Source organism: Curtobacterium sp. PhB136, assembly GCF_004346855.1.
Classification (GTDB): Bacteria; Actinomycetota; Actinomycetes; order Actinomycetales; family Microbacteriaceae; genus Curtobacterium.
The window spans coordinates 1,227,056-1,243,564 of the sequence record NZ_SMGH01000004.1 but is presented as its reverse complement, the minus strand read 5'-3'; the positions used below and the strand labels follow the sequence as shown (position 1 = coordinate 1,243,564).

The following is a 16,509-nucleotide window of genomic DNA, read 5'->3' as shown; positions in this document are numbered from 1 at the left end:
TGCGGGAGGCCCCGAGTGGGCTACGCGTCCGACCGGGGACGCTGGACGGGGATCGAACCGGTGGACGGCGCCGTCGGCGAGCCCATCGTGTTCGCGGCGGCGACTGCCTGGACCTCGAGGTCGTCAGCGGTCCCGTCGGCGTCGGCCTGCTCCTGCAGGGCCGAGCTCTTGCGGAGCGGCGGCGCCTTGAAGAAGAAGCTGAGCACGAACGCGAGGAGGATCACCGCGAAGCCGACCCAGTACACGGTCACGGCCGAGGCGTTGAACCCGGTCATGAACGGCCGCGTCAGCGCCGGGTTCGCACCGTTGAGGTACGACGTGTCGCTGGTCTCGGCGCTGGAGCTGCTCGAGGAGCCGGTGCCCTTGTCGATCTGCTTGACGAGCGTCGGGACGACCTGGTCGACGTAGTACGTCCGGTCGGCCTTGTTCGACCAGTCGACCACGAGGGCCCCGTCGGACACCGTGGCGTGCGCCTTGTCGGCGGCCTGCTCGAGTGCGCTGGCCTCGGCGGCAGGGGTGGCCGCTGCGACCTGCTGGTCGATGACGGTCTGCGCTGCCGCAGCCGGGACGGTGCCCGCCGCGACCTGCGCCTGCACCGCTGCGGTGACCTGCTGCGTGACGGCCTGGTCGGCCGCCTGCTTCGCAGCCGTCGTGCCCTCGGCCAGGCCGGACGCGACCTGCTGCTTGATCGGGGAGACGATCGGGTTCCAGATCTGGTCCATCACGCCCTGGTTCGCCTTCGCCGTGGCGACGGTCGGGTTGAGCGCCGCGTCGAGCGCGGTGGTCAGGTTCCCCTTGTCCGCCGTGGCGTGCACGATGTTCGCGGGCATGATCGAGAACAGCACGGAGAGCAGCACCGCGGTGCCGAGCGTTCCACCGATCTGACGGAAGAACGTCGCCGACGACGTGGCCACGCCCATGTCGCGCGGCTGGACCGAGTTCTGCGACGCGAGCGTGATGCTCTGCATGAGCTGCCCGAGGCCGAGGCCGATCAGGAACATGCCGATCATCAGGAACCAGAGCGGCTTGTCGATCGTCATGAACGTCAGGACGACGTACCCGAGCGACACGAGCGCCGTGCCGATGATCGGGAACTGGCGGTACTTGCCGGTGCGGGCGACGATCTGACCCGAGGCGATCGACGCGATCATCAGGCCACCGATCATCGGCAGCGTGGCGAAGCCCGACTCGGTCGGGGTCAGCCCGGTGACGATCTGCAGGTACAGCGGGATGGTCAGCATGGCGCCGAACATCGCGAAGCCGACGAGGAAGCCGAGGATCGTCGCCATCGAGAACACGCTGGAGCGGAAGAGCTTCAGCGGGATGATCGCGTCGTCCTTCATGAGCGTCTCGATGACCAGGAAGGCGACGAGGCCGACGGCACCGATGACGTAGCAGGCGATCGCGCCGGCCGAGCCCCAGCCCCAGGTGCGGCCCTGTTCGGCCACGAGGAGCAGCGGGACGAGGGTCGCGATGACCGAGGTGGCACCCCACCAGTCGATGCGCGGCTTCGCCTTGGCGTCGCCGAACTTCGGCAGGTGCAGGAACGCGATGACCATGAGGAGCGCGCCGACACCGATCGGGACGTTGATCAGGAAGACCCAGCGCCATCCGGTGACGCCCAGGATGGTCGACGCACCGGCGAAGAGACCACCGATGAGCGGGCCGATGACGGAGGAGATGCCGAAGACCGCGAGGAAGTAGCCCTGGTACTTGGCACGCTCACGCGGGGCGAGGATGTCACCCATGATCGCGAGCGGCAGCGACATCAGCGCACCGGCACCGATGCCCTGGAAGGCGCGGAACGCGGCGAGCATGATCATCGACGTCGACATGGTCGAGAGCAGCGAGCCGAGGATGAAGACCGCGATGCCGAAGATGTAGAGCGGGCGACGGCCGAAGACGTCGGAGAGCTTGCCGTAGATCGGCGTGGTGATCGTCGACGCGATGAGGTACGCGGTCGTGACCCAGGCCTGCTGGTCGAGGCCGTGGAGGTCGTCACCGATGGTGCGGATCGCCGTGCCGACGATCGTCTGGTCGAGGGACGACAGGAACATGCCGGCCATCAGGCCGTAGATGACGAGGAGGATCTGGCGGTGCGACATGATCGGCTTGCCGGGCGTGCCGGCCGGTGCTGATGATCGTCCGCCCGACACCGTGACGGGTGCTGTGGCAGTTGACATGGGGAGTCCTTCAGGGCGGTTCGTGGTTCGTGATCGGTCCGCTTCCTTGCAGACCGTGCAAGTTTACATCGCAGGAAGACTTGCCGCCACCGCAAAGTTGCCGATTGTGCACGTTGTTGAATGCACCTTCAGGAACCGGGCCCGCTACTGTCGAGCCGCATGGGGAGAACCACCTGGACCGACGTCCCGCTCGTCCTGCGCACACGCGTGGAAGGGGTGCTCGGCGGTCCGGTGGTCGACGCCGCCTCACAGGCGGGCGGGTACTCCCCCGGCGGTGCCGACCGCGTCACGACGGCGGACGGCACCCGCGCGTTCGTCAAGACGCTCTCCCGGTCACGGAACGCAGACGGGTACGGCTTCCACGAACGGGAGGCCCGGGTCGTCGCCGCGCTGCCGTCCGGGGTGCAGGCACCCCGGCTCAGGGCTTCGCTCACCACCGTCGTCGACGGTGACGAGTGGATCGCGCTGGTCCTCGACGACGTCGACGGACACCACCCCGGCGCCGCACTCGACGGCTCCGACGTCACAGCCGTGCTCGACGCGCTCGACACGCTGCCGGTGGCCACCGGCACGCTCGCCGACCTGCCCCGGGCGGCGCCCGACCTGGCGACCGAGTTCGCGGCATGGGACCGGATGCTCGCGACCGGGCTGCCGGACGTGGTCCCGGCCGACGTCGCCGCCGTCGCCCCGCGCTTCGCGGCAGCGGCGCAGACGGGCGCCGCCGCGGTCGACGGCGAGCACCTCGTGCACCTCGACTGCCGCGCGGACAACCTGCTCGTCGACGCCGACGGGCTCGTCTGGGTCGTCGACTGGCCCTGGGCGGGCATCGGCGCACACTGGCTCGACCCGCTGACGTACCTGCTCGACGCACTCGTCCGCGGCGAGCACGTCGACGTGGAGCAGCACCTCGCGACGCACCCGGTGTTCGCCGGGGTCCCGCCGGAGTTCGTCGACGCGGTGCTCGCCGGACTCGCCGGCATGTTCCTCGAGAAGGCCGCACAGCCCGCGCCGCCGAACATGCCGACGCTGCGCGCCTTCCAGCGCACCGAGGGCATGACCGCGGCGCGGTGGCTCCTCCGCCGTTGGGGCGTGTGACACCGACCCGTTCGAGGCCGTGGTCCCCCGATTGTCCAGGAACCGCGGTGGGGCCGCGCGTACGGTCCATCGCATGAACGACGAGCGAGAAGGCCACCGTCCGGAAGCGGACGCTGCGCGGCTCGGACTCGTCGTCGTCGGAGAGGCGGCTGCGCTGCACTCCGGCGACGAGGCGGCTCTGAACGCGAGCGAAGAGAACATCCGCGAGACCATCGACGAACTGATCGACGAACCCCTGACGCCTCGGCAGGAAGAGGTCGTGCAACGCCTGGCCTCAGCGGGCGGCACCATCACCGCGGGACTGAGCGGCGCACTCGCCGCCCAGACCGGACGAACCGTGGAGGACGTCCTCGGCGGTGCCGCGTCCGCGATCGTCTGGCAGGAGCGCCTGGCGTCCGGCAACGAGAGCGCTGCCGGCGACAACAGTGGGAACGGTCGGGTCGACGCCGACGGAGGCGACTCCGACGACGGCGGCCCCGACCACTCGGGCGCCGACGAGCGCTGACGAGCGCTGACCGCTACTCGGCGGCCGAGACCTCCGGCGACTCCGGCACGGTCTCGCGCGAGATCGCTCGTGCGGCAGCGTGCCCGGTCGTCGTGCTCCGGACGATGTCGCTCAGCGTGAAGCCGGCGGTCGCCCCGAGCAACGCATCGACCTCGCTGAACTGACTGACGACGCTCTTCGAGAGCGACCCGGCGCCGTCCGAGGACACCACCGTCAGCGAGTCGATGTTCCCCATCGGCGCCGCGAGTTCCCGCGCGATGCTCGGCAGGGTCTCGAGGGCCTTGACGCGGAGGACCGCCTCGGAGTGCTGCGCGAGGGCGTCTGCCTGCGCCTTGGTGGCTTCCGCTTCGGCGGCGCCCTTCGCGCGGATGGCGTCGGCAGTGGCTTCACCCTCGGCGCGGGACGCCTCGGCCGCGAGCTTGCGCGCCTCGGTCTGGGCGCGGGCGGTCTCGACCTGTGCGGCCGCAGCGGCCTCTGCCTCCACCCGGGTCTTGCGCGCGTTCGCCTCGGCGACGGCACTGACCTCGGATTCGAGCTCGGCGCGACGGAGTTCGGCACGCTTCTGCGCGGTGATCTGCTCCTGCTCGACGACGCCCTGCGATGCGCGGGCCTGGGCGAGGGGGCCCGCGGCGGCGGCTTCGGCGGCAGCGCGGTCGGCGTCGAGCTGGAGTGCGGCGCGGCGGATCGCCAGGGTGTTCTCCGCTTCCGCGATCGCCTGGTCGGCGCGGGCCCGGGCTTCACGGGCTTCGCGGTCGGCCTGCGCCTCGGCGTTCTCGGCTTCGAGCCGGACCCGGGCACGCTCGGCACGACCGAGGTCGCTGATGTACTCGTTGCGGTCCGAGATGCCCTTGATCTCGAAGGAGTCGACGTCGAGGCCCTGGCTGTGCAGGGCGTCCTTCGCGACGTCGAGCACGGCGACGGTGAGCTGGTCGCGGTTGCGGATGATGGTGGAGACGTCCGTCGCACCGATCGAGGCGCGGAGGGACCCGGAGAGGACTTCACGTGCGAAGTCGTCGATCTTCTTCTCCTGCCCGAGGAACCGCTGCGCAGCGGCCCGGATGGAGGCGTCGGTCTCCCCGACCTTGACGAGCGCCACCGCTTCGACGTCGATCGTGACCCCGCGGGAGTCCTGCGCGTTCACGTTGATGTCGATCGCCCGGGAGCTCAGCGAGAGCTTCGCGACCTTCTCGAAGAACGGGCGCACGAGCACGCCGGCGCCGAGCACGACCTTGATGCCGGACTCCACCGTCTCGGTGCCGTCGTCGTTCTTGACCTTGCGCGAGCGCTTGCCCGTGATGATCAGCGCTTCGTCGGCACCGGCGTTCCGGTACACGACCTTGGCGTAGACGAGCGCGATGACCGCGACCACGATCACCGCGCCGACGACCAGCGGGATCGCCCCGAGTGCGAGCAGTGCCGACATTGTTCCCCCTTTGCCCAGGCATGCGACCTGGATGCTGTATCTGACGTTCTGGTTCTGATCCTAGGGGAACCGACCGACTCCCGGGGTGAAACACGAGGTCACGAACCGGCATCGGGACCCGCGGGTTCCGTAGCCTCTCGACCATGCCGAAGCGCCTCCTCCTCAACGTCTTCGAGATGAACTGTGTCGGGCACATCACGCACGGTCTCTGGCGGATCCCGGGCAACAACCGGCACCGCTACACCGACATCCGGTACTGGACCGAGCTCGCCCGCACGGCCGAGGCCGGCCAGTTCGACGCGGTGTTCATCGCCGACGTCCTCGGCGCGTACGACGTGTACGGCGGCTCGGCGGCGCCCGCCCTCCGCGAGGGACTCCAGATCCCGAACAACGACCCGATGCTCGTCGTCCCGGCGATGGCCGCGGTCACGGACCACATCGGCTTCGGCATCACGTTCTCCACGAGCTACGAGCCGCCCTTCGCCTTCGCCCGCCGGATGTCGACGCTCGACCACCTGACGAACGGCCGCGTCGGCTGGAACGTCGTCACGAGCTACCTGCCGAACGCCGCGCGGAACTTCGGGCTCGCGACGGAGATCCCGCACGACACCCGGTACGAGATCGCGGACGAGTACCTCGACGTCCTCTACCAGCTGTGGGAGGGCTCGTGGGAGGACGACGCCGTGCTCCGGGACGCCGAGCGCGGGGTCTACACCGACCCGGACAAGGTGCACCCGATCGACCACGTCGGCGAGCACTTCAGCGTCGCCGGCCCACACCTGTCCGAACCGTCGCTGCAGCGCACACCGACGCTGTTCCTGGCGACCGGCTCCCCCGCCGGCATCGCCCGCGCCGGGCAGCACGCCGAGGTGGTCTTCACCGGCGGCCACGGTGTCGAGCGCACCGCGAACGCCGTCCGCGACGCCGCCCAGGCCGCCGGGCGTGACCGCGGCGACGTCAGGTTCGTCACGCAGGCCGCGGTGATCACGGCCCCGACGCAGCGCGAGGTCGAGGACAAGGTCGCGCAGTACAAGGCCTTCGCGAGCGAGGAGGGTCCGCTCGTGCACGGCAGCGTCCCCTTCGACGCACTGTCGCACCCGCGGAGCCGCACTGTGCGGGACGCGCTCGAGGCCGAGGGTGTCGAGGGCGGCGAACGCCTGGTCGGCCGCGTCGCACTCGACGCCACCGTCGGCGAGCTGCTCGACCGCGTGAACGAGGCGTGGCACGGCGCGTTCTGGGCGGCTGGCGTCCCCGAGGCCGTGACGGAGCAGATCGAGGGCTGGCTCGACGACGACGGCATCGACGGGATCAACCTGCGGCAGTACCACTCGTTCGACACCGTTCGGGACTTCGGCACGTACGTCACCCCGCTCCTCCGGGAGCGCGGCCGCCTGCCCGAGCGCTACACCGACGGCGAGACCCTGCGCGAGCGCGTGACGGGAGGCCCGGCTCGGCTCCCCGCATCGCACCCGGCCGCGTCGCACCGCCACACGAGCGTCCCCGCCTGACGCGCGGCGCCGGTCAGAGCCCGAGCAGCCGCCGGACCCCGTCCGTCACGACCCGCCGCGTGAGTTCGCCGTCCCGTCGCGCCTTCGCCCGCAGCGCCGCCCCTTCCCAGAGGTCCACGAGCTGCGCCCCGACGAGCGACGCATCGAGCGCGTCCGACACGTCCCCCTGCTCCTGCGCGGCCCGCACCGCCGCTGCCAACCGCGCGACCCACTCGTCGAAGACGCCGTCGACGTGGCTGGCGACGGCGGGCTCGTCGGTCGCGGTGTCGATCGCCAGGTTCCCGAGCAGGCACCCGTACCGGAACTCGATCCCCGCCAGCTGGTCGAGCATCGCGTCGAAGTACCCGGTGATGCGGTCGACGGCCCGCGGCACGGACTCGTCGTCGAGCAGCGCGGTCGGCGAAGCGGCGGCGAAGCGGTCGGCGACCTCGATCGCCAGGTCGGCCTTGGACCGGAAGTGGTTGTAGAACGAGCCCTTCGGCGCCCCGGCTGCCCCGGTGATGGCGGCGACGCCGGTGCCGGCGTACCCGTGCTGGTGGAACTCGACGAGGGCGGCGTCGACGATCGCGTCGCGGAGACTGGCTCGGGGCATGGAACGATCTTCGCACCCGGAGTTCGGAACAGCGGAATAAGACGACCGGTCATATTGCTGCCTCCTCCAGCGGCACCGATCGGCGCCCCGACGGAAGGAACCCCCATGACGGAACTCAGCGGACAGATCGTCCTCGTCACCGGCGCAAACGGCGGACTCGGCACCGAGTTCGTCCGCCAGGCCATCGAGCGCGGCGCGACGAAGGTGTACGCCGCCGCACGACGCCCCCGTGACTGGGACGACGCACGCATCGTCCCCCTCGTGCTCGACGTCAGCGACGAGGCCTCGGTGTCCGCTGCGGCAGCCACCGCGTCCGACGTCACCGTGGTCGTCAACAACGCCGGTCTGCTCCGCCCGGGCGGCCTGGTCGACGGCCCCCTGGCGGACATCCGCACCCAGATCGAGACGAACCTCATCGGCCCGCTCCTGGTCACCCGCGCCTTCGCCCCGGCACTCCGCGCGACACGCGGAACCGTCGTGAACGTCGCGTCGGTCCTCAGCTGGCTCGGCGGCAGCGGCGCGTACGGCGTCTCGAAGGCCGGACTCTGGTCGGCGACCGACTCGACCCGCCTGGAGCTCGCCGGCGACGGCGTCCAGGTGGTCGGCGCCTACCTCGGCTACACGGACACCCCGATGACCGACGGCGTCGACGCCCCGAAGAACACCACAGAAGAGGTCGTCACGGCCGTCTTCGACGGTGTCGAGCAGGGCGAGCACGAGGTGCTCGCGGACGAGCTGACGCGCAGCGTCCGCGCGTCCCTCGGCGCCCCGATCAGCGAGCGCTACGCCGCGCTGGCCGGCTGACGCACGGAACGGACCCCGAGACGGACGGGAGGCCCGGTGCGTTTCCGGCACCGGGCCTCCCGTCCGTCACATCGGGACGATCATGGCCTCAGGAACGCCACCAGGCGTCGAACGGCGTCGCCGGCACCTGCCGCTTGTGCTCCGTCGCGCGGTACCGGGTCTCGATCGCCTCGGCGACCTCGATCGGGACGTCGTGGCCCTGCAGGTACGCGTCGATCTCCGCGTAGCTGAGCCCGAGGTTCGCCTCGTCCGTCTGACCGGGGGTCTCGTCGAGGAGGTCGGCGGTCGGCGCCTTCTCGTACAGGCGGGCCGGTGCGCCGAGGTGCTCGAGCAGCTGGCGACCCTGGCTCTTGGTGAGCCCCGTCAGCGGCGTGATGTCCACGCCGCCGTCGCCGTACTTCGTGAAGAAGCCGGTCACCGCCTCTGCCGCATGGTCCGTGCCGACGACCAGGAGCCCCTGCTGCCCGGCGACCGCGTACTGGGCGACCATGCGCATCCGCGCCTTGACGTTGCCCTTCACGAAGTCGCTCAGCGGCACCCCCGCACTCGTGGTGTCCTGCACCACGCCGTCCACCCCGTGCTCGATGTTGACGGTCAGCCCGGGCTCCGCGGCGATGAACTGCAGCGCGAGCTGGGCGTCGTCCTCGTCGGCCTGGACCCGGTACGGCATCCGGACGGTCGTGAACGTGACGTCGTGCCCCTCCGCGCGGAGCGACTCGACCGCCAGCTGCGACAGGCGCCCGGCGAGCGTCGAGTCCTGGCCGCCGCTGATCGCGAGGAGCAGGCCCTTCGCGCCGGTGGTCAGCAGGTAGTCCCGGAGGAACCCCACGCGACGGTCCACCTCGGTGGCCGGGTCGATGACGGGCTGGACGTTGAGGTCCGCGGCGATGGCGGCTTGGAGTTCACGCACCGGTCCAGTATTCACCGTGGACCCGTCAGCGTGCCTCGACCGATTCGGAGCGCTTCTGCCGCCACATCTTCGCGGGCTGGTCCGGGCCGTCCCAGACCTGCACGGCACCCCACGCGGCGGCGAGGAGCGGCACCGAGATGACGGCGCCGAAGATCCCGGCGAGGACGGTGCCGGCGGTCAGGCCGATCAGGATGACCAGGCCGTGCAGGCGCAGCGTCCGGCCCATCAGCACCGGCTGGAGGAAGTTGCCCTCGAGCTGGTTCACCAGGACCACGATGCCGATCACGACGAGCGCCTGCACCGGGCCGAGCGCGACCAGTGCGACGAGCGCGGCGAGGATGCCGGCGGCGGTCGCACCGACGATCGGGATGAACGCGGTGATGAACACGACGACCGCCAGGGGCAGCGCGAGCGGCACCCCGACGATCGCGATGCCGACGCCGATGCCGATCGCGTCGACCGCCGCCACCGTCGCCGTGCCACGGACGTAGCCGCCGAGGGTGGACACGATGCGGTCGCCGACGCGGCGGGCGCGGGCGTAGCGCTGGCCGGTGAACGGGCGGAGCAGGAACTCCCAGATCTTCGGGCCGTCCTTGAGGAAGAAGAACAGCACGACGACCATCAGCACGAGCCCGGTGAGGAAGTTCGCCGTCGCGGACGCCCCGGCGAGCGCGCCGGAACCGAACTGGGCGCTCGTGATGAAGTCCGTGACGGTCTTCGTCGCGTCGTCGATCTGCGACTCCGAGATCGAGAACGGCAGCGAGGTCGCCCACTGCTGCAGCTGCTGGAACCCGTCGACGGCGGAGTCCTGCAGGTCGGACCACTGGCTCTCCACGGCGACGACGATCAGCCACGCGACGAGTCCGAGCACCACGAGCACGCCGAGGAGCACCGCGAGCGTCGCCAGGACCGAGGGGACGTGGTGCCGTCGGAGCCAGGACACGACCGGGTGCATCGCGGAGGCGATGATGAGCGCGAGGAGCACCGGGATCGTGACGACGCTCAGCGTGGACGCGGCGTAGACGATGCCGATCACGATGACCAGCACGATGATGACCTGCAGGCACCGGGTGGCCAGGCCGCCGAACGAGTCGGACCAGGCCCGCCGTGCGCCGGTCGGCGGGAGGTCCTTCGGCGCGGACGTGGACGGGGAGAAGAACGGCATGCGGATCCTGTCGTGACGGTGGTGCGATCTGCTGTCGAGCGCTCCCCCGATGATGTCAGGCCGCCCGTGACTACGCTCAGGCTCGTGACGACGACGTTCCCGCGCAGTACCCCGTCCGCTCTCGACATCGACGCATCGGGGGTCGAAGCGCTCGTCCGGGCCCTCGGGTCCACGCCCGACGTGGAACCGCACAGCCTGCTGCTCCTCCGGCACGGTCAGGTCGCCGCCGAGGGCTGGTGGGCGCCGTACTCCGCGGACCGACCGCACCTGCTCTACTCGCTGAGCAAGAGCTTCACCGCCGCGGCCGTCGGCATCGCCGCGCGCGAGGGACTGATCGACCTGGACGGCACCGTCCTCAGCCACTTCCCCGAACTCGACGCCGAGGTCACCGACGCACGGAGCCGCCGGATGACCCTGCGGAACGTCCTGGCGATGGCGAGCGGCCACCGGGAGGAGACCCTCGATCGGGCGCGGGAGACCGACCCGACGAACATCGTGCGCGGCTTCCTGCTGCTCCCGCCGGACGAGGACCCGGGCACCGTCTTCGCCTACAACCAGCCGTGCACGTACACGCTCGCCGAGATCGTGCGCCGGGCGAGCGGCACGACGCTGCTCGAGTACCTGCGCCCGCGCCTCTTCGACCCGCTCGGCATCGGCCAGGTCGCCTGGAAGCGGGACGCCACCGGTGAGCTCGGCTTCAGCGGGTTCTACGCCACCACCGAGGCGATCGCGAAGCTCGGGCAGCTGTACCTGCAGCGCGGGGTGTGGGAGGGCGCACGGATCCTCGACGAGGACTGGGTCCACGAGGCGACCCGGCTCCAGGTCCCGAACGAGGACCCGGAGCACCCGGACTGGGCAGCCGGCTACGGCTACCAGTTCTGGATGGCACGGCACGGGTTCCGCGGCGACGGCGCCTACGGGCAGTTCTGCATCGTGCTGCCGGAGCACGACGTCGTGCTCGCGATGACCGGCCAGAGCATCGAGATGCAGGCGGTCCTCGACGCGGTGTGGGAGCACCTGCTGCCGGCGATCGACCGGCCGGGTCCGGCGGGTCCGGTGGACCTGTCCGGGCTGGCCTTGCCGCCGGTCTCCGGCTCGCAACTCGGTTCCGTCGGATCTGTCGGATCTGTCGGATCCGTCGGATCTGTCGGATCCGTCGGCCTGGAGGCCAGGGTCGCCTTCACCCGTGGCTCCGGCCCCGGGGTACTCCTGCTCACCGCGGTGGAGCTCGAGCACGCCGGCGACGACGGCTGGGTGGTCACCGTGGCCCAGGACGGCTCCGCCGTGCGCGCACCGCTCGGCGAGGGCGCCTGGGCGGTGTCCGGCTCCACCGCGGCGAGCGCAGCCGTGGACGGGGACGGCCAGGTCGTCGTGGCGCTCCGCTTCGTCGACACGCCGCACCTGCTCCGGCTGCGGCTCGACCCGGTCACCCGGACCTTCGCGGCGTCCTGGATGACCGAGCCGCTGCACGACCGGATCGGCACGTTGCACCGCCCGGCCTCCGGCTGAGCGCGCGGCGCGGCCGCGCCCGGTTCACCAGGGGACGACACCCGCATCGTCGAAGAACCCGCCGCGCGGACCGTCGTCCGGCAGCGTCGCCAGGCGCACCGCCGTGGCCGCACCCTGCTCGGGAGTCCGATCCCCGGCGAACCCGTTGAAGTCCGTCGCGACGAGCCCTGGGCAGGCCGCGTTCACGATCACCGGGGTGTCCGCGAACGCGCGGGCGTACTGCACGGTGAGACCGTTGAGGAAGGTCTTCGACGACGAGTAGTCGGCCATGACCGGGCCCGGCTGCCGTGCGAGCGACCCCATGCTGCTCGACGCGTTCACGATCCGCGGGTGCTCCGACCGCCGGAGCAACGGCAGCATCGCGTTCGTCACCCGGACCACGCCGTACACGTTCGTGTCCACGACACTGCGCAGCACGTCGAGGTCGATGGCGGTGGGGTCCTGCTCCCAGGTCTCCGGGTCGAAGGGTCCGGAGATGCCCGCGTTGTTCACGAGGACGTCGAGCGTGCCGAACCGCTCGTCGAGTTCGCGTGCCGCTGCCGCGACGCCCTCGTCGCTCGTCACATCGATCCGGACACTCGTCGCGTCGATGCCCTCGGCGACCAACCGGGCCGCGGCGTCCGAGCCGGCCGTCTCGTCACGCGCGCCGACGACGACACGCATGCCGAGCCTCCCGAGCGATGCTGCGATCGCGAAACCGATGCCCTTGTTCGCCCCGGTGACCAGGGCGGTCGTTGCTGTTGTCATGTCCCGATCCTCGGTCCGGGCCGACACCCGTGTCCAAGACCCGTTCGGTGTCCGTCGATACCCGGTGGGTATCGACGACGTAGGCTCCGCGTGTGGACGATCTCGAGACGCGCGAACTCCGGTACTTCGTGACCGTGGCCGAGGAGTTGCACTTCGGCCGTGCGGCCGTGCGCCTCGGCATGTCGCAGCCGCCGCTGTCCCGCGCGATCCGACAGCTCGAGCAGCGCATCGGCACGGCACTGTTCGTGCGGGAGCCGCGCGGGGTCACCCTGACCGCGGCCGGGACGGTCTTGCTCGGCGATGCCCGCCCGGCGCTCGCTGCCGTGGCCGCGGCCGGCCGACGAGCGCAGCGCGCCGGACGGCCGACGCGTCAGCTCGTCCTCGCCGTGAAAGCCGGTGCCGAACACGAGATCCTGCAGGCGTTCCTCGACGTGCAGGACGCGGACCCGGACGCGCTGCCGGTCGAGGTGGTGTTCGGCGAGGTCCACGAGCAGGCGGCGTTCCTGCGCGACGGGACCGCGGACGTCGCGCTCATGCACCGGACGTACGACGACCTCACCGGCTTCGACGCCGAGGACCTGCGCACCGAGCAGCAGGTCGCGATCCTTCCGCGGTCGCACCCGCTGGCGTCCCGGCCGGCGCTCGCCGCCGCCGACCTGCGCGACCTGCCCGACCTGCCGGCGGCCCGGTGGCCGCGGGCCGACGGCACCTACCCCGACGGACCAGGGCCCGAGGTCCGTTCCCAGTCGCAGCTCGCGCAGCTGGTCGCGCTCGGGCGCACCGTCATCGTCATCCCGCGGTCGAGCCGCACCCTGCAGTGGCCGGAGCACGTCGCCGTCCCCGTGCTCGACGCCCCGCTCGCCACGACGGTGATCGCGTGGCCGGCCGCGTCGACCTCGCCGGACGTCGCACGCGCGGTGCGGAACGCGATCAGGGCGGCGGACGCGTTCGCGGCGTCCCGCTCGGCCTGAGCGGACTCTCCGGGGGCGGCGCCGTGGGCGGCGCCGTGCTTCCGGGGTCGAGTGCGCAACAGTGGGGCTCTGCGCTCGGCAGGAGCGCATCGTCCGCGCACTCGATCCTCAGATCTCGACGTCGCTGCCCATCGTGACCGTGCGCTGCGGCGGCAGGCCGAAGCGTGCTGCCGGGTCGGCGGCGTTGTGGGCCAGCGCCACGAACAGCTTCTTCCGCCACGCCACCATGCCGTGGCTCCCCCGCATCGGCCGGAGTGCGCCACGGGAGATGAAGTACGACGCGTTCGCCATCTCCTCCGGGTCGAGGTCCAGCACCTCCGACAGGCATGCCGCGTGCAGCGCGTGCGGCAGGTCCTGGTCGTCGGAGAACCCGAACTTCACCGTGACGTGGTCGATGCCGTCGTCCGCGTAGCCGAGGTCGTCGCGCATGAACGCCTTCGCATGTGGCACGTGCGGGACGTTCGCCGTGATGACCGACACGATGATCACCCGGCGGTGCACCACGTGGTTGTGTTCGGTGTTCGCCCGGAGCGCCAGCGGCGTCGTCTCCTTGTTCGGGTGCGGGAACACCGCGACGCCCTCGACCCGGGGGATGTGCGCCGTGTTGACCCGCTCGATGAAGTCGTCGAGGGAACCCTCGCGCTCCTTCCGTTCCTCCTGCACGAGCTGGCGACCGCGGCGCCACGTCGTCATGACCGTGATCACCGCGAGCGCGATGAGGAGCGGCACCCACCCGCCGTGGAGCACCTTCGACAGGTTGCCGGCGAGGAACGTCAGCTCGAGGCCGCCGAACACGACCGCCGCGACGACGAGCTTCCACGTCGCCCAGTGCCAGAGCGGCTTCACGACGAGGAGCAGCAGGATCGTGTCCGTCACGAGCGCGCCCGTGACCGACACCCCGTACGCGGTCGCCAGGCTCGCCGACGACCGGAACGCCAGCATGATCGCCATCACGCCGATGAACAGCAGCAGGTTCACGGCCGGCAGGTAGATCTGGCCGCCCTCCTCCTTCGAGGTCTGGCGGATCGTCAGCGGCGGCAGGAGCCCGAGCTGCACGGCCTGCCGGGTCAGCGAGAAGGCGCCGGAGATCACGGCCTGGCTCGCGATCACCGTCGCGGCCGTCGCGAGCACCACGACGGGCAACTGCGCCCAGTTCGGGAACAGCAGGAAGAACGGGTCCTTCGTCGCCTCGGGGTGCTCGAGGACGAGCGCCGCCTGACCGAGGTAGTTGAGGACGAGCGCCGGGAACACCACGAAGAACCACGCACGGCGGATCGGCACGCGGCCGAAGTGCCCCATGTCGGCGTAGAGCGCCTCGGCACCGGTGATGACGAGCACCACGGCACCCATCGCCACGAAGGAGATGTACGGGTGGGCGAAGACGAACACGATCGCCCACGTCGGGGAGAGGCCCTGCAGGACGTCGGGGTGCGTGACGATGAACGGGACGCCGGCCACCGCGATCACCACGAACCAGAGCAGCATCACGGGGCCGAAGAGCGTGCCGACCTTGCCGGTGCCGAACCGCTGCACGAAGAACAGGATCACCAGGATCACGGCGGCGATCGGGACGATCAGGTGCCCCACCGCCGGAGCCGCGGTGCCGAGGCCCTCCACCGCGGAGAGCACGGACACCGCCGGTGTGATCACCGAGTCGCCGTAGAACAGGGAGACGCCGACGATCCCGACGATGAGGAAGATCGTCGCGCCCCCGCGGCGCTTCGCGTACAGCCGACGGGCCAGCGCGGCGAGCGCCATCACGCCGCCCTCGCCGTTGTTGTCGGCGCGCATCAGCACGAGCACGTACTTGATCGAGACGATGACCGTGATGCTCCAGAACATCAGCGAGATGACGCCGTAGACGTCCTCCGGGATCGGCTTCACGATGCCGTTGTCGATCGTGAACACGGTCCGCAGGGAGTACAGCGGGCTCGTGCCGATGTCGCCGAAGACGACGCCGAGTGCAGCGAGTGCGAGCGCGGTGGTGCCCTTCGGCCCGTCGTGCTCGGGGGTCGCGGTGTCCTCGCTGACGGGTGCCGCGGCGGAGGTTTCGGTCACGCTCGATCACTCCAGATCTGACCGCCAGGGAAGCGGCCCGCGCTCATCCTGCCACCGTCTGCCCGTGCGCCTCGCAGCACGCGGTCACTCTCGGAGCCCGGCCCGGTCACTCTTCGAGCTGGAGCGACTTCCCGCGCATCACGAGGAGCGGGTCCGGCGGCAGCGCGACCTCCGGGTCCTTGCCCTCGTAGTCGAACTGCGCGAGGAAGTAGCGCATCGCGTTGACGCGCGCACGCTTCTTGTCGTTCGACCGGACGATGGTCCACGGCGCGTACCGCTTGTCGGTCCGGCGGAACATCTCCTCCTTCGCCGCGGTGTAGTCGTCCCACACCCGCAGGGACGCCACGTCCATCGGCGAGAGCTTCCACCGGCGGACCGGGTCGAGCTGCCGGATCGCGAACCGGGTCCGCTGTTCCTTCCGGGTCACCGAGAACCAGAACTTCGTCACGTGGATGCCGGCGTCTACGAGCATCCGCTCGAACGACGGCGCCTGGGTCATGAACGTCTCGTACTGCTCGTCCGAGCAGAAGCCCATCACCCGCTCGACGCCGGCCCGGTTGTACCAGGAGCGGTCGAACATCACGATCTCACCGGCACTCGGCAGGTGCTCGACGTAGCGCTGGAAGTACCACTGCCCCTGCTCGCGCTCGCTCGGCTTCGACAGGGCGACCACCCGGGACGTCCGCGGGTTGAGGTGCTCGGTGAACCGCTTGATCGTGCCGCCCTTGCCCGCGGCGTCGCGGCCCTCGAACAGGATGATCGCCTTGCGGCCCTCGTCCTCGAGCCAGTACTGGAACTTCAACAGCTCGACCTGCAGGCGGTACTTCTCGAACTCGTACTCGTCGCGGTCCATCCGCTCGTCGTACGGGTAGTCCTCGCGCCACGTGTGGATCGGGTTGCCCTGGGGGTCGATCAGCTCCGGGTCGGGCGTGTGCGCGTCGCTGACCGTGAACCCGCGCTGGCGGAGGTCCTCGATGTACTCGCGGAGGTCCGCGGTCGGGGTGGCGTCCAGCATCGTCGTGCTCCCTGTCCGGCCGCT

At 70.7% G+C, this 16,509-nt stretch carries 14 protein-coding genes; 6 read left to right on the top strand and 8 right to left on the bottom strand.

Features of this window, described 5'->3' with window-relative positions; translation table 11 throughout:
• Positions 1–20: 20 nt before the first annotated feature.
• Positions 21–2,105, bottom strand: coding sequence for an MDR family MFS transporter (locus EDF27_RS06035; protein WP_123701405.1), 2,085 nt, complete (start codon positions 2,103–2,105; stop codon positions 21–23).
• Positions 2,106–2,342: 237 nt separating this feature from the next.
• Between EDF27_RS06035 and EDF27_RS06030 the strand changes: the two genes are divergently transcribed.
• Positions 2,343–3,278 (top strand): phosphotransferase, encoded by a 936-nt coding sequence (locus EDF27_RS06030; protein WP_165931371.1) that lies wholly within the window; start codon positions 2,343–2,345, stop codon positions 3,276–3,278.
• Between the two features lie 73 nt (positions 3,279–3,351).
• The gene (locus tag EDF27_RS06025; protein WP_123656268.1) at positions 3,352–3,783 is read left to right on the top strand and encodes a hypothetical protein; all 432 of its coding nucleotides are present in this window, start codon (positions 3,352–3,354) and stop codon (positions 3,781–3,783) included.
• Between the two features lie 13 nt (positions 3,784–3,796).
• Here EDF27_RS06025 and EDF27_RS06020 read toward each other — a convergent pair whose 3' ends face one another.
• Entirely contained in the window at positions 3,797–5,206 is a 1,410-nt protein-coding gene (locus EDF27_RS06020) for a flotillin family protein (RefSeq protein WP_123656269.1), read from the bottom strand.
• Between the two features lie 143 nt (positions 5,207–5,349).
• Between EDF27_RS06020 and EDF27_RS06015 the strand changes: the two genes are divergently transcribed.
• Positions 5,350–6,714: an NtaA/DmoA family FMN-dependent monooxygenase gene (locus EDF27_RS06015; RefSeq protein ID WP_123700777.1), complete on the top strand. Its 1,365-nt coding sequence runs from the start codon at positions 5,350–5,352 to the stop codon at positions 6,712–6,714.
• 13 nt (positions 6,715–6,727) lie between these two features.
• Here the strand turns inward: EDF27_RS06015 and EDF27_RS06010 are convergent, their stop codons facing one another.
• A complete protein-coding gene (locus tag EDF27_RS06010; protein ID WP_123700778.1) occupies positions 6,728–7,306 on the bottom strand; it encodes a TetR/AcrR family transcriptional regulator in 579 nt (192 codons plus the stop codon).
• A 105-nt stretch (positions 7,307–7,411) separates the two neighbouring features.
• Between EDF27_RS06010 and EDF27_RS06005 the strand changes: the two genes are divergently transcribed.
• On the top strand, positions 7,412–8,110 hold the full coding sequence (locus tag EDF27_RS06005) for an SDR family oxidoreductase (protein ID WP_123656272.1): 699 nt from the start codon (positions 7,412–7,414) through the stop codon (positions 8,108–8,110).
• Positions 8,111–8,198: 88 nt separating this feature from the next.
• On the opposite strand, the gene nadE is transcribed toward EDF27_RS06005, so the two are convergent.
• Positions 8,199–9,020 carry an ammonia-dependent NAD(+) synthetase gene (gene nadE, locus EDF27_RS06000; protein ID WP_123700779.1) on the bottom strand — a complete coding sequence of 274 codons (822 nt, stop codon included), beginning with the start codon at positions 9,018–9,020 and terminating at the stop codon, positions 8,199–8,201.
• 25 nt (positions 9,021–9,045) lie between these two features.
• Positions 9,046–10,185, bottom strand: a complete 1,140-nt coding sequence (locus EDF27_RS05995) for an AI-2E family transporter (protein ID WP_123656274.1) — start codon at positions 10,183–10,185, stop codon at positions 9,046–9,048.
• Positions 10,186–10,269: 84 nt separating this feature from the next.
• Between EDF27_RS05995 and EDF27_RS05990 the strand changes: the two genes are divergently transcribed.
• Positions 10,270–11,694, top strand: coding sequence for a serine hydrolase (locus EDF27_RS05990; RefSeq protein WP_243698211.1), 1,425 nt, complete (start codon positions 10,270–10,272; stop codon positions 11,692–11,694).
• Positions 11,695–11,718: 24 nt separating this feature from the next.
• On the opposite strand, the gene EDF27_RS05985 is transcribed toward EDF27_RS05990, so the two are convergent.
• Positions 11,719–12,441 carry an SDR family oxidoreductase gene (locus tag EDF27_RS05985; protein WP_123700781.1) on the bottom strand — a complete coding sequence of 241 codons (723 nt, stop codon included), beginning with the start codon at positions 12,439–12,441 and terminating at the stop codon, positions 11,719–11,721.
• A 92-nt stretch (positions 12,442–12,533) separates the two neighbouring features.
• Here EDF27_RS05985 and EDF27_RS05980 point away from each other — a divergent pair, with 92 nt between their 5' ends.
• On the top strand, positions 12,534–13,412 hold the full coding sequence (locus tag EDF27_RS05980) for a LysR family transcriptional regulator (protein ID WP_123700782.1): 879 nt from the start codon (positions 12,534–12,536) through the stop codon (positions 13,410–13,412).
• A 108-nt stretch (positions 13,413–13,520) separates the two neighbouring features.
• On the opposite strand, the gene EDF27_RS05975 is transcribed toward EDF27_RS05980, so the two are convergent.
• Positions 13,521–15,470, bottom strand: coding sequence for a potassium transporter Kup (locus EDF27_RS05975; RefSeq protein ID WP_123700783.1), 1,950 nt, complete (start codon positions 15,468–15,470; stop codon positions 13,521–13,523).
• 106 nt (positions 15,471–15,576) lie between these two features.
• A complete protein-coding gene (gene ppk2 / locus EDF27_RS05970) occupies positions 15,577–16,485 on the bottom strand; it encodes a polyphosphate kinase 2 (RefSeq protein WP_123656279.1) in 909 nt (302 codons plus the stop codon).
• Positions 16,486–16,509 lie beyond the last annotated feature (24 nt).

Excerpts from the sequence above, each read along its gene's own strand:
- EDF27_RS06035 (WP_123701405.1), bottom strand. The coding sequence starts at position 2,105 with ATGTCGCACCGCCAGATCCTCCTCGTCATCTACGGCCTGATGGCCGGC.
- EDF27_RS06030 (WP_165931371.1), top strand. The coding sequence starts at position 2,343 with ATGGGGAGAACCACCTGGACCGACGTCCCGCTCGTCCTGCGCACACGC.
- EDF27_RS06025 (WP_123656268.1), top strand. The coding sequence starts at position 3,352 with ATGAACGACGAGCGAGAAGGCCACCGTCCGGAAGCGGACGCTGCGCGG.
- EDF27_RS06020 (WP_123656269.1), bottom strand. The coding sequence starts at position 5,206 with ATGTCGGCACTGCTCGCACTCGGGGCGATCCCGCTGGTCGTCGGCGCG.
- EDF27_RS06015 (WP_123700777.1), top strand. The coding sequence starts at position 5,350 with ATGCCGAAGCGCCTCCTCCTCAACGTCTTCGAGATGAACTGTGTCGGG.
- EDF27_RS06010 (WP_123700778.1), bottom strand. The coding sequence starts at position 7,306 with ATGCCCCGAGCCAGTCTCCGCGACGCGATCGTCGACGCCGCCCTCGTC.
- EDF27_RS06005 (WP_123656272.1), top strand. The coding sequence starts at position 7,412 with ATGACGGAACTCAGCGGACAGATCGTCCTCGTCACCGGCGCAAACGGC.
- EDF27_RS05995 (WP_123656274.1), bottom strand. The coding sequence starts at position 10,185 with ATGCCGTTCTTCTCCCCGTCCACGTCCGCGCCGAAGGACCTCCCGCCG.
- EDF27_RS05985 (WP_123700781.1), bottom strand. The coding sequence starts at position 12,441 with ATGACAACAGCAACGACCGCCCTGGTCACCGGGGCGAACAAGGGCATC.
- ppk2 (WP_123656279.1), bottom strand. The coding sequence starts at position 16,485 with ATGCTGGACGCCACCCCGACCGCGGACCTCCGCGAGTACATCGAGGAC.